Annotated in this window: 22 protein-coding genes; 11 read left to right on the forward strand and 11 right to left on the reverse strand. The window is 66.0% G+C overall.

The features are described 5' to 3' along the window. Nucleotides 1-15 precede the first annotated feature (15 nt). The 3 genes from G9408_RS08595 to panB form a co-directional block, all read right to left on the reverse strand. Complete coding sequence (locus G9408_RS08595; protein WP_168453628.1) at nucleotides 16-1350, reverse strand: outer membrane protein assembly factor BamB family protein; 1335 nt, start codon at nucleotides 1348-1350, stop codon at nucleotides 16-18. A 1-nt stretch (nucleotide 1351) separates the two neighbouring features. Further along, nucleotides 1352-2125, reverse strand: coding sequence for a tetratricopeptide repeat protein (locus G9408_RS08600; protein ID WP_168453629.1), 774 nt, complete (start codon nucleotides 2123-2125; stop codon nucleotides 1352-1354). Nucleotides 2126-2232: 107 nt separating this feature from the next. Further along, entirely contained in the window at nucleotides 2233-3096 is an 864-nt protein-coding gene (gene panB / locus G9408_RS08605) for a 3-methyl-2-oxobutanoate hydroxymethyltransferase (RefSeq protein WP_168453630.1), read from the reverse strand. A gap of 125 nt (nucleotides 3097-3221) precedes the next feature. Here panB and G9408_RS08610 point away from each other — a divergent pair, with 125 nt between their 5' ends. The 3 genes from G9408_RS08610 to G9408_RS08620 are packed head-to-tail and all read left to right on the forward strand — an operon-like array spanning nucleotide 3222 to nucleotide 4030. Then, a complete protein-coding gene (locus tag G9408_RS08610; protein ID WP_168453631.1) occupies nucleotides 3222-3641 on the forward strand; it encodes a hypothetical protein in 420 nt (139 codons plus the stop codon). Between the two features lie 34 nt (nucleotides 3642-3675). Further along, nucleotides 3676-3816 (forward strand): hypothetical protein, encoded by a 141-nt coding sequence (locus tag G9408_RS08615; protein ID WP_168453632.1) that lies wholly within the window; start codon nucleotides 3676-3678, stop codon nucleotides 3814-3816. Next, nucleotides 3809-4030, forward strand: coding sequence for a helix-turn-helix transcriptional regulator (locus G9408_RS08620; protein WP_168453633.1), 222 nt, complete (start codon nucleotides 3809-3811; stop codon nucleotides 4028-4030). Before G9408_RS08615 ends, G9408_RS08620 begins: the two co-directional genes overlap by 8 nt. 227 nt (nucleotides 4031-4257) lie before the next feature. Here the strand turns inward: G9408_RS08620 and G9408_RS08625 are convergent, their stop codons facing one another. From G9408_RS08625 to G9408_RS08635, 3 genes are read right to left on the reverse strand one after another with little or no spacing between them, the layout of a single operon-like run. Continuing rightward, nucleotides 4258-5331 carry a glycerophosphodiester phosphodiesterase gene (locus G9408_RS08625; RefSeq protein WP_168453634.1) on the reverse strand — a complete coding sequence of 358 codons (1074 nt, stop codon included), beginning with the start codon at nucleotides 5329-5331 and terminating at the stop codon, nucleotides 4258-4260. Beyond that, nucleotides 5328-5678 (reverse strand): ArsC family reductase, encoded by a 351-nt coding sequence (locus G9408_RS08630; RefSeq protein WP_168453635.1) that lies wholly within the window; start codon nucleotides 5676-5678, stop codon nucleotides 5328-5330. The genes G9408_RS08625 and G9408_RS08630 overlap by 4 nt, the downstream gene beginning before the upstream one ends. A 58-nt stretch (nucleotides 5679-5736) precedes the next feature. Then, on the reverse strand, nucleotides 5737-6414 hold the full coding sequence (locus tag G9408_RS08635; RefSeq protein WP_232014800.1) for a Crp/Fnr family transcriptional regulator: 678 nt from the start codon (nucleotides 6412-6414) through the stop codon (nucleotides 5737-5739). Between the two features lie 253 nt (nucleotides 6415-6667). On the opposite strand from G9408_RS08635, the gene G9408_RS08640 reads away from it, so the two are divergent. Next, the gene (locus G9408_RS08640; protein WP_168453636.1) at nucleotides 6668-8041 is read left to right on the forward strand and encodes a class II 3-deoxy-7-phosphoheptulonate synthase; all 1374 of its coding nucleotides are present in this window, start codon (nucleotides 6668-6670) and stop codon (nucleotides 8039-8041) included. 113 nt (nucleotides 8042-8154) lie between these two features. On the opposite strand, the gene G9408_RS08645 is transcribed toward G9408_RS08640, so the two are convergent. Then, the gene (locus G9408_RS08645; protein ID WP_235957644.1) at nucleotides 8155-9660 is read right to left on the reverse strand and encodes a M28 family peptidase; all 1506 of its coding nucleotides are present in this window, start codon (nucleotides 9658-9660) and stop codon (nucleotides 8155-8157) included. Between the two features lie 176 nt (nucleotides 9661-9836). Next, on the reverse strand, nucleotides 9837-10628 hold the full coding sequence (locus G9408_RS08650) for an HpcH/HpaI aldolase/citrate lyase family protein (protein WP_235957646.1): 792 nt from the start codon (nucleotides 10626-10628) through the stop codon (nucleotides 9837-9839). A 94-nt stretch (nucleotides 10629-10722) separates the two neighbouring features. On the opposite strand from G9408_RS08650, the gene G9408_RS08655 reads away from it, so the two are divergent. Then, complete coding sequence (locus tag G9408_RS08655; RefSeq protein WP_120215452.1) at nucleotides 10723-11643, forward strand: SPFH domain-containing protein; 921 nt, start codon at nucleotides 10723-10725, stop codon at nucleotides 11641-11643. A 1-nt stretch (nucleotide 11644) separates the two neighbouring features. Then, nucleotides 11645-12091 carry an NfeD family protein gene (locus tag G9408_RS08660; protein ID WP_168453639.1) on the forward strand — a complete coding sequence of 149 codons (447 nt, stop codon included), beginning with the start codon at nucleotides 11645-11647 and terminating at the stop codon, nucleotides 12089-12091. Between the two features lie 134 nt (nucleotides 12092-12225). On the opposite strand, the gene G9408_RS08665 is transcribed toward G9408_RS08660, so the two are convergent. From G9408_RS08665 to G9408_RS08675, 3 genes are all read right to left on the reverse strand, one after another. Continuing rightward, complete coding sequence (locus G9408_RS08665) at nucleotides 12226-12756, reverse strand: GNAT family N-acetyltransferase (protein ID WP_168453640.1); 531 nt, start codon at nucleotides 12754-12756, stop codon at nucleotides 12226-12228. A 31-nt stretch (nucleotides 12757-12787) separates the two neighbouring features. Then, nucleotides 12788-13348 (reverse strand): hypothetical protein, encoded by a 561-nt coding sequence (locus G9408_RS08670; RefSeq protein WP_210423299.1) that lies wholly within the window; start codon nucleotides 13346-13348, stop codon nucleotides 12788-12790. Nucleotides 13349-13533: 185 nt separating this feature from the next. Then, complete coding sequence (locus tag G9408_RS08675) at nucleotides 13534-14424, reverse strand: metal-dependent hydrolase (RefSeq protein WP_168453642.1); 891 nt, start codon at nucleotides 14422-14424, stop codon at nucleotides 13534-13536. A gap of 58 nt (nucleotides 14425-14482) precedes the next feature. Here G9408_RS08675 and G9408_RS08680 point away from each other — a divergent pair, with 58 nt between their 5' ends. The 5 genes from G9408_RS08680 (at nucleotide 14483) to G9408_RS08700 (ending at nucleotide 19642) form a co-directional block, all read left to right on the forward strand. Continuing rightward, nucleotides 14483-15091, forward strand: coding sequence for a TetR/AcrR family transcriptional regulator (locus tag G9408_RS08680; protein WP_168453643.1), 609 nt, complete (start codon nucleotides 14483-14485; stop codon nucleotides 15089-15091). A 176-nt stretch (nucleotides 15092-15267) separates the two neighbouring features. Continuing rightward, nucleotides 15268-16311, forward strand: coding sequence for a GTPase ObgE (gene obgE / locus G9408_RS08685; protein ID WP_168453644.1), 1044 nt, complete (start codon nucleotides 15268-15270; stop codon nucleotides 16309-16311). A 64-nt stretch (nucleotides 16312-16375) separates the two neighbouring features. Further along, nucleotides 16376-17182, forward strand: coding sequence for a MipA/OmpV family protein (locus G9408_RS08690; RefSeq protein WP_168453645.1), 807 nt, complete (start codon nucleotides 16376-16378; stop codon nucleotides 17180-17182). A gap of 293 nt (nucleotides 17183-17475) precedes the next feature. After that, nucleotides 17476-18582: a glutamate 5-kinase gene (gene proB, locus G9408_RS08695; RefSeq protein WP_168453646.1), complete on the forward strand. Its 1107-nt coding sequence runs from the start codon at nucleotides 17476-17478 to the stop codon at nucleotides 18580-18582. 142 nt (nucleotides 18583-18724) lie between these two features. Then, on the forward strand, nucleotides 18725-19642 hold the full coding sequence (locus G9408_RS08700) for an NAD-dependent epimerase/dehydratase family protein (protein WP_235957648.1): 918 nt from the start codon (nucleotides 18725-18727) through the stop codon (nucleotides 19640-19642). Nucleotides 19643-19746 lie beyond the last annotated feature (104 nt).

A 19746-nucleotide genomic window follows, 5' to 3' on the forward strand; every position in this document is an offset into this window, starting at 1 on the left:
CGGCCCGGACGCTTGTCAGCGCCAGGCCGTGATTTGCCCGTCATCCGCCAAAATATATAAAATATTGTTCGCCACCACCGGCGCCTGCGAAAGCGACGATTTGAATTCGGTTGACCCGAGCAGCGAGCCGTCGGTCGGCGAGAATTCCTGCATCATCCCTTCGCTGTTGACCGCGATCAGGCGGCCACCGGCCAGAATCGGGCCGGTCCAGCGGATCGGATCCTTCTTCTTCTTTTCGGTTTCGACGCGGAAGCGCGCGAGCTGTTGCAGCCAGCGCACCTTGCCCGTCGTGCGCGCGACGCACAGCAGCTTGCCGTCGTCGGTCATCGCATAGACCCATTCGCCGACCACATAAGGCGTCGAAATGCCCGCGATCGAGATTTCCCAGCTGCGCTGGCCGGTGAGGAGCTCGTAGCTCGCCATGCGGCCGCCTTGGCCCAGCGCAAAGACGCGGCCATTGTCGACGACCGGGTCGGCATCGACGTCGGTCAGCGTCGAAACCGACAGCGCCATCGAGGTGCGCGCCAGCGCATCTTCCCACAGGTCGCGACCATTTTCGTACCGATAGGCCTGGACTTCGCCCGACGAATAGCCGGCGACGATCGTCCCCTGCCCCGCCGCGGGCGACGCCGCCCCGAACACGCTGCCGGGTTCGAGCGAAGCGGTCGCCTGCCACAGCACCGCTCCGTTCGCGGCATTCAGCGCGATGATCTGGTTGTCCTGGCTGATCACATAGACACCGCCAAAGGCAATCGTCGGCGCGCCGCGCAGCGGCCCCGCGGGCTTCACCTTCCAGATCACCGATCCGTCGGCGGCATTCAGCGCCGCAACGTCGCCGACGCCGCTGGTTGCATAGACGACATTGCCGTCGACCCCGGCACCGCCGCCGAACAGCGAGTCCTTGAAATCCTTGCCCGTGCTGCCGATCGAGGTGCGCCACAGCGGCGCCCCGGTGTCGGCGGCAAACGCCTGAACGACCGCTTCGGTATCGACCGCAAACAGGCGGTTGTCGGCGATCACCGGCGAAGCGGCCAGTCGCTGCTTCTTGTTGCTGCCGGCGATATTCGCCTGCCACAGCTTGCTGCGCGTCGCGCCGAGCGCCGGGTGGCCCATCGATTTCGATGCGTTGCCGCCCGACTGCGCCCAAGCGGCGTTGACCGCGGGTTCGGGCAGGACGACGGCGATCGCCGCGGTTGCCGGATCAACCTTGATGCTATTGTCGTTCGACAGGATCGACACCCGCTCGCCGACGGTCGGCGTCTTGGGGCCGCCGTCGCCCTTCAGCACGCCGCAACCCGCGAGAGGCAGCGCCAGCAGCGCCGCATAGAATCCGTAACGCGTCTTCCGCATATTAATTGGCTTCCTCAACTGGGGCGGCTGCCGCTGCCTTCGGCGCGGCATTGCCTTTCTGGTCCTCTGCGGCGCTTTCGTCCGCGCGGTCGGCGACCGCATCGACGCCGAGCATGCCCGCCATCTGCACCGACCGCGATTGCAGCGATTTGGCCACGCCGGGCGATTTGGCGATGCGGCCATAAAGCGCGCCTGCCTGATCATATTGGCCGAGCTGATAATGGGCGGTCGCGGACAGTTCGGCGGCGCTGGCGAACCAGCTCGACACGGGATCCTTGGCATCGACCAGCGGCTTCATGCGCGCGATCACCGCTTCGGGTTTCAGACTGTCATATTCGAACGCGGTCTGGCGGATCAGCGCCAGGTCGCGCAGCGCCTGATCGAGCTTGGTGTCGGCAGCGACTTTCGCCATCAGCGCGGCAGCGGCTTTCAGGTCGCCGCCCTGCGCCTTGATATTTGCCTGCTGCATCATCGCGACCGCGCGGTAGGCGGGATCGCCCTCCGCCGCGATCTTTTCAAGTTCGGCGGCGGCGGCGCGCGGCTGGTTCGTCGACAGTTTCTGGAACGAGGCGATCAATTCTTCGGCCTGCTCCCCGCGCGCGGCATCCTGGCGATGGCTCCAGTACAGATAACCGCCGAAGGCCAGCAAAGCGGCGATTACCCCGCCGAAAATCCAGCGGCCATAGCGCTGCACGATCGTGTCCAGCCGGTCCTTGCGGACGGCTTCGTCGACTTCTTGCAACAGCGCGGCATCGTTGGTCGGGCTCAGGGCCAATCAAACCTCCATTTGTCATTCATGGCTCTGGGGCCGCGGCTTCCTTAGCGACGGCGTCGAAAAAGGCCAAGCGATTCACTGTGCCTTGATCGGTACCGCGCGCCGTCTCAACCCGCGTAGGTCTGATCCTCGGTCGGGAATGAACGAGACCTGACTTCATCGGCATAGTCCTTGACCGCACCGCTGACGACGCCCGCCATGTCCTGGTATCGTTTCACGAATTTGGGAACGCGTTCGAACATGCCGAGCATGTCGTCGGTGACCAGCACCTGCCCGTCGCACTGTGCCGACGCGCCGATCCCGATCGTCGGGCAATCTACCTTGTTCGTGATCTCGATCGCGATCGATTCGAGCACGCCCTCAATCACGATCGAAAACGCCCCGGCCTGCGCCACCGCAACCGCATCTTCGACGATCGAGCGGGCTTCTTCCTCGCTCTTGCCGCGCACGCCATAACCGCCGAGGATGTTGACCGCCTGCGGGGTCAGCCCGACATGACCCATCACCGGGATGCCGCGCTGGGTCAGGAATTCGATCGTCGGCGCCAGCACCTTGCCGCCCTCGACCTTCACCGCGGCGGCGCCGGTTTCCTTCAGCAACCGCGCAGCATTGTCGAACGCCTGTTCGGGGCTGCCCTCATAGCTGCCGAACGGCATGTCGACGATCACCGCAGCGTGATAGCTGCCGCGCACGACCGCGGCGCCGTGCAGCGCCATCATGTCCATCGTCACCCCGACCGTATGCGGCAGGCCATAGATCACCTGCGCCAGCGAATCGCCGACCAGCAGCATGTCGCAATGCGGGTCGAGCAGCTGCGCCATACGCACCGTATAGGCGGTCAGCATGACGATCGGCTCGCCACCCTTGCGCTGGCGGATACGCGGCACCGTCAGGCGCTTCATCGGCTGCGGCGTCGGATTGGCGCGGCTGGTGGAGGTGTCGAGGGTGAGCGTTTTGGGCAGCGTGGACATAGGATGCGGGCTTAGCGGCTTATGTTGCGGTGCGAAAGCGGCAAAGCCCGGTGATGTCATTGACGGTTGACTCAATGTTAAGAATATTAGACATTGAGTTCGAATCATATGACATGGAGTTTGACATGGCGTTTCGCGAGAAAATTCACTGGGTGGCCTTCGTCACCATGTTGCTCGCCTTTGGCTGGTATTTTCTGGCCTTTCCCTGGCGCGATGCTGCATCGCCCGGGGCGCTGTGGACCGCGGGCGGCATGCTCATCCCGCTGACGCTGGGAATCATCGTCGCCATGACCGTGGCGACCGCGATCATGGCAATCCGCAACCGCAGCGAAGTGAATCTGGCCGAAGATGAACGCGACCGCGCGATCCACTGGCGCGGAACGCATCTGGCCTATTATCCGATGGTCGTTGGTACCTGGGCCTGCATCGGGCTGATCTTCACCGGCGCGCCGCCCGCGATCCTACTCAACCTGCTGCTGGCGATGGTCGTGCTGTCCGAACTCGTGCGGATCGGATCGCAGATTTGGCTGTATCGGCGGTCCTGAGCGCCTTTGCTGACCTTTGAGCTGGGATTCGCACATGCTGCTGATCGAACAAATCGGATGGCTGACGCTGATCGGCGTCATTTGCGACTACGGCCACCATTTTCGCGGCCCGCTTCCGGACTTCGTTCCGCTGGCCGCAATGACACTCTGCCTTTGGAGGGACCAACATGGCTAGACTCCCCTTCACCAACGACATCCGCACCCTGCGCTTTCTGGCGGGCGAGATGACACAGGGCGATCTTGGCGAGCGCGTCGGCGTGACGCGCCAGACGATCGCGGCGATCGAACAGGGCAAATATTCGCCGTCACTAGAGGTCGCGTTTCGCATCGCCCATGTTTTCGGCAAGCCGCTCGAAGCGGTATTCCAATGGGAAAATGGCACCGGTTGAAGACAGCGCGGCCGCGCGGCCCGGCCCACGCTTCCCCCCGGGGGCGTCGGGCCGGGTTTTGGGCGGCTTTGGGGTGGTTTTCAGACGTCTCCTATTCCGTTCGTGTCGAGCGAAGTCGAGACACGCCGACCGCTCACGCCAAGCCACGCGTATCTCGACTTCGCTCGATACAAACGGGAATTGGATTGGGCGGCTGCTTCCGATCGCAACCCGTCACTAGCGAATGCTTAGCGTTGTGCCACTTTCGTCGCCGCCACCGCCTCGCGCACATTGTCGCTGAACAGGCCGTCGATCCCGGTCGCCAGATAGGCGGCGATCTCGGCCCCCAGGTCGCCGTGCGCCGACGGGTTCAGCCCGCCCTTGTCGCCCAGCGGCAGGAAATAATTCTCGCGCCGGAACGTCCACGGGTGGACTTTCAACCCTGCGGCATGCGCATCGCGCACTAGGCTGGTCGGTTCGCCAAGCGAGCCGAGCGTCGCGCGCGGGATCACCATCGCCTTGTTCGGGCCGATCCCGTCGGCATAGCTGGCGATCCGCGTCAGCCCCGCAGGCGTCGCCATCACGGCATAGCTGGTTTCGGGCATGTCGGGCGGCCCCCCTTCGCTATCTATCAGCTGGATCAGCGGCAGGTCGCTTTTGGCGCGCAGGTCCATCAGGTTCCGCACTTCGAAACTCTGGATGAAAACCGGCGCCTTGCGCCCGCGATAGCCGAAGCGATCGAGCAGCGCGAGCAGCGGCGCTTCGTGCGGAAGGCCGATCGCGATGAAATGGCTGGGATGCTTGGTTTCGGGATAGACGCCGACCGGCTTGTCGCGGCCGCGGTTAACCTCGGCCAGCAAAGCCAGAATTTCCTCGAACGTCGGAATATCGAACTGGCCATCATAGTCGGTCGAGCGCAGTTTCGGCAGCCGTTCGCGCGCGCGCAGCGTCTTGAGTTCGGCGAGCGTGAAGTCCTCGGTAAACCAGCCGCTGACCTCGCGCCCGTCGATCGTCTTGGTCGCCTTGCGATCCGCAAATTCGGGGCGGTCGGCGACGTCGGTGGTCTCCGAAATTTCATTCTCGTGCCGCGCGACCAATATGCCGTCTTTGGTCAGCACCAGGTCGGGCTCGATAAAATCGGCGCCCTGCGCGATCGCCAGCCGATACGCCGCGATCGTATGTTCGGGCCGCTCGCCCGACGCGCCGCGATGCGCGATGACGATCGGCGGCTGGCCGTCGAGGGTCGGCTGCATCGTCACCGGATCAGCCGCGCAGCCGGCGAGCAGCGGCAGGGCGAGCGACGCCAGCAGCCAGCGGATCATGCCGCAAAACGGGCCTGCCAGTCGGCGGGCGAAAAACCGACGCTGATCGCGCCCGCGGCATCGACGACCGGGCGGCGGATCATCGCCGGTTGATCGAGCATCAGCGCCTTGGCCGAAGCCGCGTCGAGCCCGTCCTTTTGCGCGTCGGGCAGCTTGCGAAAGGTCGTGCCTGCCTTGTTGAGCAGCTTTTCCCAGCCCAGCGCATCGATCCAGCCTTGCAGCCGTTCAGCGTCCAGCCCGTCCTTGCGAACATCGTGAAAGCGGTACGCGACACCCTGTTCGTCGAGCCAGCGCCGCGCCTTTTTCACCGTGTCGCAATTCGAAATGCCATAGAGAATCATCGTCATGGCGGCGGGATTAGCAGGCCGCGATGACAAGTTCGAGGCGTCGCAGCGGTTATCACGCTCACACGATCGGCGCCCGGTCGGCGATCCGGGTATTCGCGCTGGCCAATTTGCCGCGCAGCGCGCGCGCAAAACCCTCGTGCAGCGTGCTCGCGATGGCGGGATTGGCCGCCAGATAGGCGCGCAGCGCCGCTGCGGGGACAAACCACAACCGTGCATTGCTGCCCAGCAGCACGGTGCCGGTCGCGTGGGTGCCGTCGAGCACCGTCGCTTCACCGATCAGCGCGCCGTCGGTCAATTTGCCGACCTCGGTGCCATCGCGGAGAATCGCTGCCTGTCCTTCGGCCAGATAGAAGAGGCTGGGCGCCGCCTGATTTTCGCGGATCAGAATTTCGCCGCGCTTTGCTGAAATCCAATGCCCCTGATCGATCAGCCCGCGCGCCGCCACGGGATTGAGGCCGTTGAAATGCTCGCGCCGCAGCGCCTCTTCCTCGGCCGAAAAGCTCACCTGGCGCTGGCGCAGCCACAACCGCGCCAAAATGCCCAGGTTGACGACGAGGATCGCCAGCACCAGCATGCCATAGCCGACGTCGGGTTCGCGGAACAAAACCAATGGCACCGCGACCAGCGCTGCCGCGGCCAACCCGATCCGGACATAATCGATGCGCACGACAAAGCTGGTCGCGAGCAGCAACAGCAATGCCCCATATACAAACCATGCGGACTCGAAATTCGCCATAGCCAGTCGCTTTGCGTGGAGACCCGGTATCGGGTCGTTGCATCCATAACGTCGCCGATAGCCAGATGCCTTGGATGCGCCGGTTGCATTCCAAAACCATGAAACAAACTATCAGTTTTTGGTCCCCAAGAAAAGCATAGGTGCGCAAATGTCACGATAATGCTAATTTTATCGTTCGCGAATTGGCATAGATTGCATCGACGCGACATTCGCGCCATGGCGGCGCCCGGTTTGAAGACAAGAAGACAGGCAGATGACGAAGAATTGGCAACCGCATAGCTGGCGCTCGCACGACGCCCGCCAGCTGCCCACCTATCGCGACGCCGAAGCGCTCGCGGCGGCCGAGCATGAGCTCAGCAATTACCCGCCGCTGGTCTTTGCCGGCGAAGCGCGCGACCTGACCGCCGACCTTGGCCGCGTCGCCGAAGGCAAGGCGTTCCTGCTCCAGGGCGGCGACTGCGCCGAAAGCTTTGCCGAATTCCATCCGAACAACATCCGCGACACCTTCCGCGTGCTGCTCCAGATGGCGGTCGTGCTGACCTTTGCCTCGAAAATGCCGGTGGTGAAGCTCGGCCGCATGGCGGGCCAGTTCGCCAAGCCGCGCTCGGCCGACATGGAAGAGGTCGATGGCGTGTCGCTGCCGAGCTATCGCGGCGACATCATCAATGACATCGCGTTCGAGGAAGCGGGCCGCGAACCCGACCCCACGCGCATGGTGAAGGCGTATAACCAGTCGGCGGCGACGCTGAACCTGCTGCGTGCTTTCGCGAACGGCGGCTATGCCAATCTGCACCAGGTCAACGCCTGGACCCACGACTTCATGGACCGCAGCCCGTGGGCGAAGAAATATCAGGAAACCGCCGCGCGCATCTCCGAAGCGCTCGCCTTCATGGAAGCTTGCGGCGTGACGCCGGAGACGGTGCCGCAGATCAAGGGCACCAGCTTCTACACCAGCCACGAAGCGCTGCTGCTCCCCTATGAACAGGCGCTCACCCGGCAGGACAGCCTGACCGGCGGCTGGTACGACACGTCGGGCCATTTCCTGTGGGTCGGCGACCGCACCCGCTTCGAGGGATCGGCGCATATCGAGTTTCTGCGCGGCATCGGCAATCCGGTCGGCATGAAATGCGGGCCGAGCCTCGAGGCCGACGTGCTGCTGCGCCTGCTCGACACGCTCAACCCCAATCATGTCGCGGGGCGCATGACGCTTATCACGCGCTACGGCCATGACAAGATCGAGGCGCATCTGCCCAAGCTGGTGCGCGCGGTGAAGGAATCGGGGCATCCCGTCGTCTGGTCGTGCGATCCGATGCACGGCAATGTCATCAAGACCTCGACCGGCTACAAGACGCGCCCGTTCGAACGCATCCTGGCCGAAGTGCGCGGCTTCTTTGCCGTCCACCGCGCCGAGGGCACGCATGGCGGCGGCATCCATATCGAGATGACCGGCCAGAATGTCACCGAATGCACCGGCGGCGCGATGGACGTGACGCAAATGGACCTCGCCGATCGCTATCACACGCATTGCGACCCGCGGCTCAACGCGGGGCAATCGCTGGAGCTGGCGTTCCTGCTGGCTGAGATGCTCAATCAGGAAATGAGCGAGCGGGCGAAGCAGGCGGCTTAGTTTTTACCGTCGCCCCCGCGAAGGCGGGGGCCGCTATCGGCCTTGCGTAAGGTTGCCAGCGGCCCCCGCCTTCGCGGGGGCGACGTTATCATTCTGCCATTATTCGGCGAAGCTCACTTCCCCGGCCACGCCTTCACATCGGCGAACGCCCGCCCAAGCCCGACGTGCAGGTCGGCATCTTCCGCCGCGCCGCCGAGCGGGATCTTGTCGCTGAAATTGTCGTTGGGCCCATGATAGTCGCTGCTCAGAAACGCTTCGAGCAGCGGCATGTCCGAAAAGCTGCCGCCGACCATCAGCGACGTCACGCCCTTCGCGCCGAGTGCCCAGCCGTCCTGACGCTGGATAAAGGCGTCGGCCTCGCCATCCTCGTCGAGCTTGCGGCCAAGCTTCGTCGCCACCTGGCGCACCACCGCGTCATAGGCGGGCTGGCCGCGGCCGATCGTCGCAACCGGGGTGCCGCGCGGCGAAATCGCGATCGTGTCGACGTTGAGCGCGACGGTAATGTTGGTCAGCGGCACGACGGGATGGTCGGCAAAATAGCGCGCACCCAGCAGGCCTTTTTCTTCGGCCGTCGTCGCCAGGAAATAAATGTCGCGGTCGGGACGCGCGCCGGACGCCAGTCGCTTGGCAACCTCGATCAGCACTGCGATGCCGCTGGCATTGTCGACCGCGCCGTTGCAGATCCGGTCGGCCTCGCCTTCGTCGCCGCAAATGCCGAGATGATCCCAATGGCCAAGGAACAGCACCGCCTTGCCGTCGGGCTTGGCGCCGGGCAGCTTTGCGATGACATTGTTGCTGATAAAGGGCCGGATCGCCGACTGTGTCGTCAGATCGGCGCTGACCGGCAGTACCGCGCCGCGATAGTCGGGCGACTTTGCCGCCTCCCGCAGCGTCCCGCCATCCTGACCCGCCTTGGCGAGCAGCGCGTCGGCGGCTTCGAGCGACAGGAAGCCGCTGACCGGCGCCGCAGGCTTGGCATCGGCGAGCCGCATCGACGTAGCGCCCGCGCTGTCGTGCAGCTGCGCCCATGGCACTGCATCGGTCGCTATCACCAGCACCGCCGCAGCACCCGCGTCGGCAAGCAGTTGGCGCCGCTCGCGATACCGCGGCAGCTTGTCGCCGAACGGCGCATTGTCGAACAACATGATCGCCAGCTTGCCGGCGACGTCGGCATTGACCTTGCCCGTGCCATCGACCCCGTAGCCGACAAACACCGCGGGGACATTGGTCAGCGCCGCCGACGCTTCGCGCCCGGTCAGGATGATGCCGTCATCCTCGATCGCGAAATCGCGGCCATGCACCTTGAACCTGGCGGTGCCGCTGACGGCGCGGCTCTCGACAAAGGGGATCGGCTGCAACCATGGCGTCGCGCTGCCCGGCACGGCTTGGAGGCCTGCCTTGGCCCATTCGCCGACGATATAGGCGATCGTGCGATCCTCGCCATCGGTTCCCGGCGCCCGCCCTTCGAACGCGTCGTCGGCGAGTATCTTGATATGCGCGGCCAGCTGAGCCTCGGTGACCGGCGGGTCGGCCTTGGCGGGCGCGGCCGCGGCGGCGGCGGGGACACAGGTGACAAGGGCGACGGCCGCGATTGCGGCGCGGAAATGAATGATCTTCATGGCGCCGCCGCATGGCATTTCCGCCCCGGTCAGGCAAGGCGCGTTCGTCGAACGACAAATGCCGTTGGGCGTTGCGCTGCCATTCTGGCTTCGTCAACCCGGCGATGGCCGGGGTCTCACCGTCGCATCCTAACGTACCGCCGAGATCCCGGCCTTCGCCGGGATGACGGACATATTCAGCGCCGCGCCAGCAGCGCCCGTGCCGCCGCGACGTGCATATCCTCGATCATCCGCCCCTCATGCCGCTGCGCGCCCCCGGTGGCCGCGGCGACCAGCGCCTCGGCGGCGGCGATCTCGCGCGCCGATGGGGCAAAGGCGGCGTTGCACGGATCGACCTGCGACGGGTGGATCAGCGACTTGCCGTCGAAGCCCAGCCGCCGCCCCTCGTCCGCTTCGGCGGCAAAGCCCGCCGCATCGTCGATCGCATTATAGACGCCATCGAACGCCCACACCCCGGCGGCGCGCGCCGCCAGCACGATTGCCTGGATCGCGTGGCTCATCGCCCCGCGGTCCATTCCGGCGGGCAGTTTCAATTCGTGCGCAAGGTCGTTCAGGCCCGCGATCAGCCCCGCGACCGCCGGATCGGCGGCGATGTCGCGCGCCGCGTAGATGGCCGTCGGCGTCTCGATCATCGCCAGCAGCGGCAGTCCCAATCCGCGCGCGGGATCAAGATCGGCGGGGGCATCGACCTTGGGCAGCACCAGCGCATCGAGCGTCAGGTCCGCGATCGCATCGATGTCGGCGGCCTGCTCCGCCGTCCCGGTCGCGTTGATCCGTACCGCGACGCGCTTGCCGGCAAAGCCCGCGATCACCGCGGCGCGCATCGCGGCGCGCGCTTCGTCCTTGCGATCCGCGGGAACCGCGTCCTCCAGATCGATGATCAGCATCTCGGCGGCCAGCCCGCCTGCCTTTTCCAGCGCACGCGCGTTGGAGCCGGGAACATAGAGCAGCGAGCGGGGCGCGAACATGTGTTGGGTCATGCGCTTTTGTCTGGCGCAAGGCAGCGGTTCCCGCAATAAAGGAGTGCGGCCCGGGCGGCCTGCATCGCGGAGGGGATTTTCGATGGATTATTGGTTTCCGATCGCACTCGTCGTACTCGCGGCGGTGTTCCTGCTGTGGGCGCTGACCCCGGTTCGGCAGGGTTACAGCTATACGATCGAACGCTTCGGCCGCTACACCCACACTGCGCAGCCGGGCCTCAATTTCATCATGCCGATCTTCGACCGCGTCGGGCGCAAGGTGAACATGATGGAACAGGTGCTCGACATCCCGGGCCAGGAAATCATCACCAAGGACAATGCGATGGTCGCGGTCGACGGCGTCGTGTTCTTTCAGGTGCTCGACGCCGCCAAGGCGGCCTATGAGGTCAGCGACCTTTACTTGGCGATCATGAACCTCACGACCACCAACCTGCGTACCGTGATGGGTTCGATGGACCTCGACGAAACGCTTTCGAAACGCGACGAGATCAACGCCCGCCTGCTGCACGTCGTCGACGATGCGACAACGCCGTGGGGGGTCAAGATCACCCGCGTCGAAATCAAGGACATCCGCCCGCCCGCCGACATCTCGAACGCGATGGCGCGCCAGATGAAGGCCGAGCGCGAAAAGCGCGCCAACATCCTCGAAGCCGAAGGCATGCGGGCGTCGGAAATCCTGCGCGCCGAGGGCGAGAAGCAGGGCCAGATCCTGCAGGCCGAGGGCCGCCGCGAAGCCGCCTTCCGCGACGCCGAAGCGCGCGAACGCGAAGCCGAGGCCGAGGCCAAGGCGACGATGATGGTCAGCGACGCGATCGCCGGCGGCAACGCGCAGGCGATCAATTATTTCATCGCGCAAAAATATGTCGAGGCGGTCAGCCAGTTCGCGACCAGCCCGAACAGCAAGACGATCCTGTTCCCGGTCGAGGCGACACAGCTGATCGGCACGCTGGGCGGCATCGGCGAGCTGGCGCGCGACGCGATCGAACGCAAGACGGGAGCCTGACATGCCCGATTGGCTGAGCAATATGTCACCGCATTGGGCCTGGCTGACCATCGGGGTGCTGCTGTGCGCCGCCGAAATCGTTGCGCCGGGATTCTTCCTCGTATGGCTGGGGGTCGCCGCGATCGCCACCGGCGTCCTCGCCTTTCTGCTGCCGGTCGGGGTGCCGATGCAGCTCGGTATCTTTGCCGTGCTGGCGTTCATCGCGCTCTACGGCGCGCGCCGCTGGCTCAAGGCCAATCCGATCGAGTCGACCGACCCGCTGCTCAACCAGCGCGGCGGGCGGCTGGTCGGCGAAGTGCTGACGCTGGTGACCGCGATCGAAAACGGCCGCGGGCGCGCCAAGGTCGGCGACGGCGAGTGGCCGGTGCGCGGGCCGGATGCCGCCGAGGGGACAAGGGTTCGGGTGATCAGCGCCGACGGCGGGGTGTTGGTGGTCGAGGCGGCGTAAAAATCCTCCCCGCTCGCGGGGAGGTGGCAGCGGCGTAGCCGCTGACGGAGGGGGGTCGCGTCCTGCAACCGCCGCTCAATGCCGATAGCCCCCTCCACCGCTTCGCGGTCCCCCTCCCCGTTCCGGGGAGGATCTTATCCCCCGCGCGGCCGTCCATAAATCGCCACCACATGCCCCAGCGCGTCGCTGTCGCCGATCCGCCGGAACCCCAGCTTCGCCGCCACCCGCTCCGACGCGTCATGCCCCGGATCGATGATGCAGCGCACCTCGCCGGCATCGAGATTGGCGTCGGCCCAGCCGAGTATCGCGCGCATCGCCTCGGTCGCATATCCAGCGCCCCAATGGTCGGCGTCGAACGCCCAGCCCGCCTCGGGCAACCCTTCCAGCTCGGGAATCCCGCGGCCGAAATAGGACAGCCCCCCCATGCCGACGAGCGCGTCGCTCGCCTTGTCGGCGAACACCCAGTAACCGAACCCCATCACCGGCCACAGCCCCGCCGAGCTCAAAAACTTGCCCCAGCTGACATCGGGCGCGCGCGGTTCGCCGCCGATGAAGCGGGTGACGCGCGCGTCAGCCCACATGGCGATATGGACGTCCTTGTCGGACAGACGGCCGGGGCGCAGGCGCAGGCGCTCAGTTTCGATGACGGGGGCGATATGGAACATGCGCGGGGTGTGCCGAAGCCCGCGCAGCGGGTCAATCGGGGATCAAATAATGATCGAACAGGTCGTGCAGCACCGCCTTGCCATCGACCTGCTGCTTGGCCCGCATCACCGCGAGCGTGTCGACGCGGGTCAGCACATCGACATGTTTTTGCACCACATGATAATGCGGCCGGTCGGTGAAATCGTGGAACAGAAAGACGCATTCGGGCTTGCAGTGGATGATCGCCTGCAACAGGCACGCGACGCGAAAACGCCCGTCGATCAGAACCGCATCCGGGCTGCCCCCCATCCCGCGCCAGATCTGGCTGTGATAGCGCGGCCAGTCGCGGAGGCGGCCTTCATCGGTCGGATAACCCCATTCGCCGACCGGGCCGATGTCGATATGCACGGGCGTGAATTCGACCGCCGCGCCCGCAAGATCGGCCTGCACCTTCGCCAGCCAGGCCGCATCGCTGTCGACGCTGACGATCCGCCGCACCTGCCGCGCCGCGATCAATGTGCTGCCGCCGCAGCCGAACTCCAGAAGCGACGACAGCCCCGCCAGTTGCAGCTCGAACTGTATGACCTCGGCCGCCGTCATCTGTGGTTGCATGGTCCCCTCCACTGGCAAGGGGATATGGGACGCGGGGCGCGGCGTCTAGGGCGGTCCTGTCATCCGGGTCGCCCGTCACCGTAGCCCTGAGCTTGTCGAAGGGCGCCTCACCGAGAAGCGCCCTTCGACAAGCTCAGGGCTACGGTAGAATATGATGTGAACGAAATGGCGGGTAGCAGTCCAAATCAGGCCGCCGCCGCGACCCGATCCGCCATCGACGCCTGCGCCGGCATCACCGCATCGGCATAATCGCTCTCGTACAGCTTGATCAGCGCGCGATCGTCATGGTTCCACGGGTGGAAGCCCGGCAGGAAATAGCTCAGCCACGGCAGGAAGCTTTTGCGCAGCACGCCGGGCTTGCCGAGCAAGTACCACCAGATGCGCGCAGTGATGCGCCAACCGGTCAGCCCGTCCTGCTTCAGCAGATTTTTCATGCCCTTGATCCGCTTCGGCCAGAAACGGCTGGTGACGAGCAGCATCATGATCGACTTGGCGCGCCAGCGCTTGAACCGGCTCCAGTCCTTTGTCGCGTGCAGCCAGGTATCGTATGCGACGCCCTTGTGCTCGATCTCCTCGATCGCGTGCCATTTCCACAAGGCCGCCCATTCGGGTTCTGCGCCCGCATACATGCTCTCGTCGCGCAGCATCACCGAGGCCATCATCGCGGTGTAATGTTCCAGCGCGATCGTCGCCATCAGGTTGACGATCTGCGGGCGCGTCTTGATCAGGTCGAGCACCTGATTGACGTCGTCTTCCAGCTCGCTGAGGTCGTAGCCCGCCTCCGCAGCTTTCTTGTTGAACACGACATGTTCGCGGCTGTGGATCACTTCCTGCTGCGTAAAGGCGCGGATTTCGCGCGCCAGCTTCTCCGGAACCCCGTCGCGATGCGCCTTCACCGCCTCGATGAACATCGCTTCACCGCGCGGGAAGGTCACCGACAGCGCGGTGTGGAAGGCCGATGCGATCGGGTCGCCGTTCAGCCACCAGCGCCCCTGTTTGTCGTCACGGCCAAAGCGCATGTCGCGCGGGGTGATCGACAGGTCGGCGGGGGTCGGGGAGAGGGAAAGGCTGGACATATGGTTCATACCGTCGAAAAGGGGCGATGGGGTGGTTGAATAGGGTTTACTTACATATATGTCAATAGTGAAGAAGCGCCTGAGTCCTGAGGAAAGCCGATCCGCAGCGCTGCACGCGGCGCGGGAGATTTTGATCGAAACCGGGCCCGCGGCGGTAACATTGAAGGCGGTGGCGGCGCGCATCGATCGCACCCACGCCAATCTGCTGCACCATTTCGGCAGCGCCGCCGGGCTGCAAAAGGCGCTCGCCGCCTATCTCGCCGAAACGGTGTGCGCGACGATCGGGCGGAAAATGGCCGAATCGCCGCCGGGCGAACGCAATGTGCGCGAAATCGTCGACCTCGCGTTCGACGCGTTCAACAGCGGCGGCGCCGGCGCGCTGGCGACGTGGATGGCGGCGACCGGTAACGAGGACGCGCTCGATCCGATCGTGGAAGCGATCCACCGCCTGATCGACGGCATGGCGCCCGACGCGCATGAAAAGCGGCTGATGCACGAAGACACGCTGGCGCTTGTGCTGATGGCGCTCGGCGACGCGCAGATGGGCGGCCCGATGGCCGAAGCGCTCGACCTGCCCCGCGATACGTCGCGCGTGCTGGCATGTGAGCTGATCACCGGCCGCATCGCCCGCTTCTGGGCCGAACATGGCGGCAAGTCGGAGGGCTGAGGGCTGGCAATTTTATTACGCAGGGGCTAAGGGGCCGCCCATCCCTCCTCCCCGTTCGTGTCGAGCGAAGTCGAGACACCCCGCGGGCATGCACGGCTGAGGGGCATCTCGACTTCGCTCGATGCGAACGGGACTTAGTAGTAGCGCTCTCCACCAGCCCCCCAAAAGGCTCCGCCATGCATTTCCTCGACCAAGCCAAGATTTTCATCAAGTCCGGCGACGGCGGCCCCGGCGCCGTGTCGTTCCGGCGCGAAAAATATGTCGAATATGGCGGCCCCGACGGCGGCAATGGCGGCAAGGGCGGCGACGTCATCTTTGAAGCCGTCGCCGGGCTGAACACGCTGATCGACTTTCGCTATACCCAGCATTTCAAAGCGAAGCGCGGCACCCCCGGCGCGGGGCGCGACCGCACCGGCGCGGGCGGCCCCGACCTCGTCATCCAGGTACCGATCGGCACGCAGATATTGGACGACGACGAGGACCGCAGCCTGCTCGCCGACCTGACCAAGGAGGGCGAACGCCTCGTCTTCCTGCGCGGCGGCGACGGCGGGCGCGGCAATGCCAGCTACAAGACCTCGACCAACCGCGCCCCGCGCCAGCACGGCCCCGGCTGGCCGGGCGAGGAGATGTGGGTGTGGCTGCGGCTGAAGCTGCTCGCCGACGCGGGCCTCGTCGGCCTGCCCAACGCGGGCAAATCGACCTTCATCAACGGCGTCACCAACGCGCAGGCCAAGGTCGGCGCCTATGCTTTCACCACCCTGCGTCCGCAGCTCGGCGTCGTCAGCCACAAGGGCAATGAGTTTGTCGTCGCCGACATCCCCGGCCTGATCGAGGGCGCCGCCGACGGCGCCGGGGTCGGCGACCGCTTCCTCGGCCACATCGAACGCTGCCGCGTGCTGCTCCATCTGGTCGACGCCAATGACGAGGATGTCGCCACCAGCTACCGCATCGTCCGCGACGAGCTGGAGGCCTATGGCGCCGACCTGACCGACAAGCCGGTGATCGTGGCGCTCAACAAGATCGATACGCTCGACGACGAACTGGTCGCGGCGCTGTCGGCCGAGCTTGCCGCCGAAAGCGGCCATCCGGTGATGGCACTGTCGGGCGCGAGCGGTGCGGGCGTGCCTGCGGTGCTCGACAAGCTGCTCGAAATCATCGTCGGCGACAAGGCAGGCGAGGATCCCGGCGACGACGCCGACGCGGGATGGTCGCCGGTTTAGCGTCCTGATTTCAGGAACGAATTGGGCGGGGGCGCTTTGTAGCATAAACAACAAGGAATTCCGGATGTTCTCCCACCCCCGTGCGACCAAGCTTCTGCTCTGTATTGCGCCCCTTCTGGGCGTCGCCGCCCTCCCCGCCCATGCGCAGGAAACCGCCGGCGGCTCGGAAACGCGCACCCGCGTCATTTTGGGTCCGCAGCTGTCGCCGTCATGGCCGGGATCGAAGGATTTGTCGGTCGGTCCCTATATCGACGTCTCGCGCGAACGTGTCGGCACCGAATTCACTTTCGAAGCCGCCGACGAAAGCTTTGGCGGACCGCTCATTCAAAGCGGAAACTTTGCGTTCGGACCGTCGCTGGGGTTCATCGGCAAACGCACCGCCGCCGACATTGGCGCGGACCTCCCCAAAGTCGGCTTTTCGTTCGAGGTCGGCGGGTTCGCGCAGGTCAACCTGACCCCGGCGCTCCGCGTCCGCGTCGAAGGCCGCAAGGCGGTGAGCGGCCACGAGGGCTGGGCGGGCGAAGTCAGCGCCGATTATGTCGCGCGCGAGGGCGACGACTGGCTGCTCTCGATCGGCCCGCGCGTGACGCTGGGTGACGCCAAATATAAGAGCGCCTATTTCGGGGTGACCCCCGCCGCAGCCACGACCTCCGGCCTCGCGGCCTATGTCGTCGATGGCGGCATCCAATCGGTCGGCCTGACCGCCGGCTATCACCGGATGCTCGGGCGCCGCTGGGGCGTGGCGGTCTATGGCCGCTACGACCGGCTGGTCGGCGACGCCGCCGACTCGCCGATCACCCGCGAACTCGGCAGCCGCGGCCAACCGTCGGTGGGGGTTGCGCTGAGTTATACCTTCGGGGGCGGGGGTTGATCGGATTGGTCGGCCGTTCCGACCGCATTCGACCGAAGTAAGACGTCGCCCCCGCGCAGGCGGGTGCCGCTGTCGGTTTACGCAGCGACGCAGAACAAGGCCGGTTGCGGCCCCCGCCTGCGCGGGGGCCGATGGTCTATTGGAACGGCAGCTCGCCACGCATCACCGCCAAGCTCCGCCCCTAGGGGCCGATGCAGTGACAAGTCCGACAACTTTGGAATAAAATTACGCTGACCGATGCCCTCGAGACATTCGCATTGGCGGCGGCGGTGCATCGCGCTATCGGCGGCGCGATGAGCCTGTTTCCGCCCGCCGCCTGCCACCGCCTGATCGTCAAGATCGGGTCGGCGCTGCTCGTCGATCCCGCGGGCGCGGTGCGGCGCGATTGGCTGGTCGGGATCGCCGCCGACATCGCCGAGCGAGCGCGCGCGGGGCAGCAGGTCGCGGTCGTCTCGTCGGGCGCGATCGCGCTCGGGGCGCGGCGGCTCGGGCTGGCGAAGGGTGGGCGCGGGACGCTGGAGGATGCGCAGGCCGCCGCGGCCACCGGGCAAATCGCGCTGTCGCAAGTATGGGCCGAGGTGCTGGCCGCTGAAGGGCTGACCGCGGCGCAGATGCTGGTGACGCTCGACGATCTCGAAGACCGGCGGCGCTATCTGAACGCCGCCGCGACGCTCGACCGCTTGCTCACGCTGGGCGTGGTTCCGATCATCAACGAGAATGACAGCGTCGCGACCGAGGAAATCCGCTTTGGCGACAACGACCGCCTCGCCGCGCGCGTCGCGCAGGCGGCGGGCGCGGGGGGCGTGGTGCTACTGTCCGACATCGACGGGCTTTACGACAAGAATCCGGCGCTACCCGGCGCCAGCCATATCGCACGGATCGAGCGCATCGATGCGGCGATCGAGGCGATGGCCGATACCGGATCGGCGTCGGGCATGGGATCGGGCGGCATGGTGTCGAAAATCGCCGCAGCGCGCATCGCCAATGCCGCGGGCGCGCACCTCGCCATCGCCTCGGGACGCATCGACCGGCCACTGTCGACCGCCGCCCGGCACAGCCTGTTCGTCGCCGAAAAGGGCGCGAGTGCGCGCAAGGCGTGGCTGGCGGGAGGGCTGACCGCCAAGGGACGGCTGACGATCGACGCCGGAGCAGCAAAGGCGCTGCGCGGCGGCGCCAGCCTACTCGCGGCGGGAGTCAGCGGCGTCACGGGCAGCTTTGCCCGCGGCGACGTGCTCGACATCGTCGGCCCCGACGGCGCGGTGATCGCGCGCGGCCTGTCCGAATATACCGGCGCCGACGCCGCGGCGATCGTCGGCCTTGGCCGCGACGCGCAGGAGGCTGCGCTCGGCTATGCCCCGCGCAGCGCGATGGTTCACCGCGACCATATGGTGCTCTTATGATCCTCGCCATTCATGGGGAGGTGGCAGACGCGCAGCCGTTGACGGAGGGGGGGTGCGTCCTTCAGCGACGTAGCGAAACACCGCCACCCCCCTCCACCACCGCTTCGCGGCGGTCCCCCTCCCCACAAGTGGGGAGGATTTTATGAGCGCTGTGCTGGCGATGACCGGCGCGACCGGCTTTGTCGGCGGCGCCACGATGCGGCAGGCGATCGACGCAGGGTGGCATGTCCGCGCCCTCACCCGCCGTCCGCAACCAGACCGCGAGGGCGTGACCTGGATCGCGGGCGCGCTCGACGACCCGGACAGCCTCAACGAAATGACCGCGGGCAGCGACGTCGTCATGCACATCGCCGGGGTGGTCAATGTCCCGACGCGCGCCGCGTTCGAGGCAGGCAATGCCACAGCGACCGGCCATGTCATCGATGCGGCGCGCGGTGCCGGGGTGACGCGCTTCGTCCATGTCTCGTCACTCGCGGCGCGCGAGCCCGGCCTGTCAGATTATGGCTGGTCGAAGGAACGCGCCGAGGCCGCCGTGACCGCAAGCGGGCTCGACTGGACGATCGTCCGCCCACCCGCGGTCTTCGGCCCCGGCGATACCGAAATGCTCGACCTATTCCGCATGGCTCGTCGCGGCATCGCGCTGCTGCCGCCCAAGGGACGCATGTCGGCGATCTATGTCGACGATCTGGCGCGGCTGCTCGTCGCGCTCGCCGCCGATCGCAGCACAAGCATCGGCGCCATCTACGAACCCGATGACGGCCAGGCGGGCGGCTGGTCGCACCGAGGCTTTGCCCACGCGATCGGACGGGCGGTGGGGCGCCGCCGGATCGCGACGCTAGCGGTTCCCGGCGCGGTGCTGAAGGCCGGAGGTCGGATCGACAAGCTGGTGCGCCGCGGTGGCGCCAAGCTGACCCCCGACCGCGCGCGCTATATCGCGCATCCCGACTGGGTTGCGGCAAGCGGCGCCCAGCCCCCCGCTGCGCTGTGGCAACCCGAATGGGCGACCGACGACGCGCTCGCCGAAACGGTAGGCTGGTACCTGCGTGCCGGCTGGCTCTAGCCTTGGTTCCGTTCGTGTCGAGCGAAGTCGAGACACCGCGAAAACGCGCAAAGCCGATGGGCATCTCGACTTCGCTCGATGCGAACGGGGATTTGGGGACGTAG

Source organism: Sphingopyxis microcysteis, from assembly GCF_012274265.1.
Lineage (GTDB): Bacteria > Pseudomonadota > Alphaproteobacteria > Sphingomonadales > Sphingomonadaceae > Sphingopyxis > Sphingopyxis microcysteis.

Excerpts from the sequence above, each read along its gene's own strand:
- G9408_RS08645 (WP_235957644.1), bottom strand. The coding sequence starts at position 9,660 with ATGAAGATCATTCATTTCCGCGCCGCAATCGCGGCCGTCGCCCTTGTC.
- G9408_RS08635 (WP_232014800.1), bottom strand. The coding sequence starts at position 6,414 with ATGGCGAATTTCGAGTCCGCATGGTTTGTATATGGGGCATTGCTGTTG.
- G9408_RS08615 (WP_168453632.1), top strand. The coding sequence starts at position 3,676 with ATGCTGCTGATCGAACAAATCGGATGGCTGACGCTGATCGGCGTCATT.
- G9408_RS08690 (WP_168453645.1), top strand. The coding sequence starts at position 16,376 with ATGTTCTCCCACCCCCGTGCGACCAAGCTTCTGCTCTGTATTGCGCCC.
- G9408_RS08610 (WP_168453631.1), top strand. The coding sequence starts at position 3,222 with ATGGCGTTTCGCGAGAAAATTCACTGGGTGGCCTTCGTCACCATGTTG.
- G9408_RS08680 (WP_168453643.1), top strand. The coding sequence starts at position 14,483 with ATGTCAATAGTGAAGAAGCGCCTGAGTCCTGAGGAAAGCCGATCCGCA.
- G9408_RS08620 (WP_168453633.1), top strand. The coding sequence starts at position 3,809 with ATGGCTAGACTCCCCTTCACCAACGACATCCGCACCCTGCGCTTTCTG.
- G9408_RS08650 (WP_235957646.1), bottom strand. The coding sequence starts at position 10,628 with ATGTTCGCGCCCCGCTCGCTGCTCTATGTTCCCGGCTCCAACGCGCGT.
- G9408_RS08655 (WP_120215452.1), top strand. The coding sequence starts at position 10,723 with ATGGATTATTGGTTTCCGATCGCACTCGTCGTACTCGCGGCGGTGTTC.
- G9408_RS08660 (WP_168453639.1), top strand. The coding sequence starts at position 11,645 with ATGCCCGATTGGCTGAGCAATATGTCACCGCATTGGGCCTGGCTGACC.
- G9408_RS08640 (WP_168453636.1), top strand. The coding sequence starts at position 6,668 with ATGACGAAGAATTGGCAACCGCATAGCTGGCGCTCGCACGACGCCCGC.
- G9408_RS08630 (WP_168453635.1), bottom strand. The coding sequence starts at position 5,678 with ATGACGATGATTCTCTATGGCATTTCGAATTGCGACACGGTGAAAAAG.
- G9408_RS08595 (WP_168453628.1), bottom strand. The coding sequence starts at position 1,350 with ATGCGGAAGACGCGTTACGGATTCTATGCGGCGCTGCTGGCGCTGCCT.
- G9408_RS08700 (WP_235957648.1), top strand. The coding sequence starts at position 18,725 with ATGAGCGCTGTGCTGGCGATGACCGGCGCGACCGGCTTTGTCGGCGGC.
- G9408_RS08675 (WP_168453642.1), bottom strand. The coding sequence starts at position 14,424 with ATGTCCAGCCTTTCCCTCTCCCCGACCCCCGCCGACCTGTCGATCACC.
- obgE (WP_168453644.1), top strand. The coding sequence starts at position 15,268 with ATGCATTTCCTCGACCAAGCCAAGATTTTCATCAAGTCCGGCGACGGC.
- G9408_RS08665 (WP_168453640.1), bottom strand. The coding sequence starts at position 12,756 with ATGTTCCATATCGCCCCCGTCATCGAAACTGAGCGCCTGCGCCTGCGC.
- proB (WP_168453646.1), top strand. The coding sequence starts at position 17,476 with ATGAGCCTGTTTCCGCCCGCCGCCTGCCACCGCCTGATCGTCAAGATC.
- G9408_RS08625 (WP_168453634.1), bottom strand. The coding sequence starts at position 5,331 with ATGATCCGCTGGCTGCTGGCGTCGCTCGCCCTGCCGCTGCTCGCCGGC.
- panB (WP_168453630.1), bottom strand. The coding sequence starts at position 3,096 with ATGTCCACGCTGCCCAAAACGCTCACCCTCGACACCTCCACCAGCCGC.
- G9408_RS08670 (WP_210423299.1), bottom strand. The coding sequence starts at position 13,348 with ATGCAACCACAGATGACGGCGGCCGAGGTCATACAGTTCGAGCTGCAA.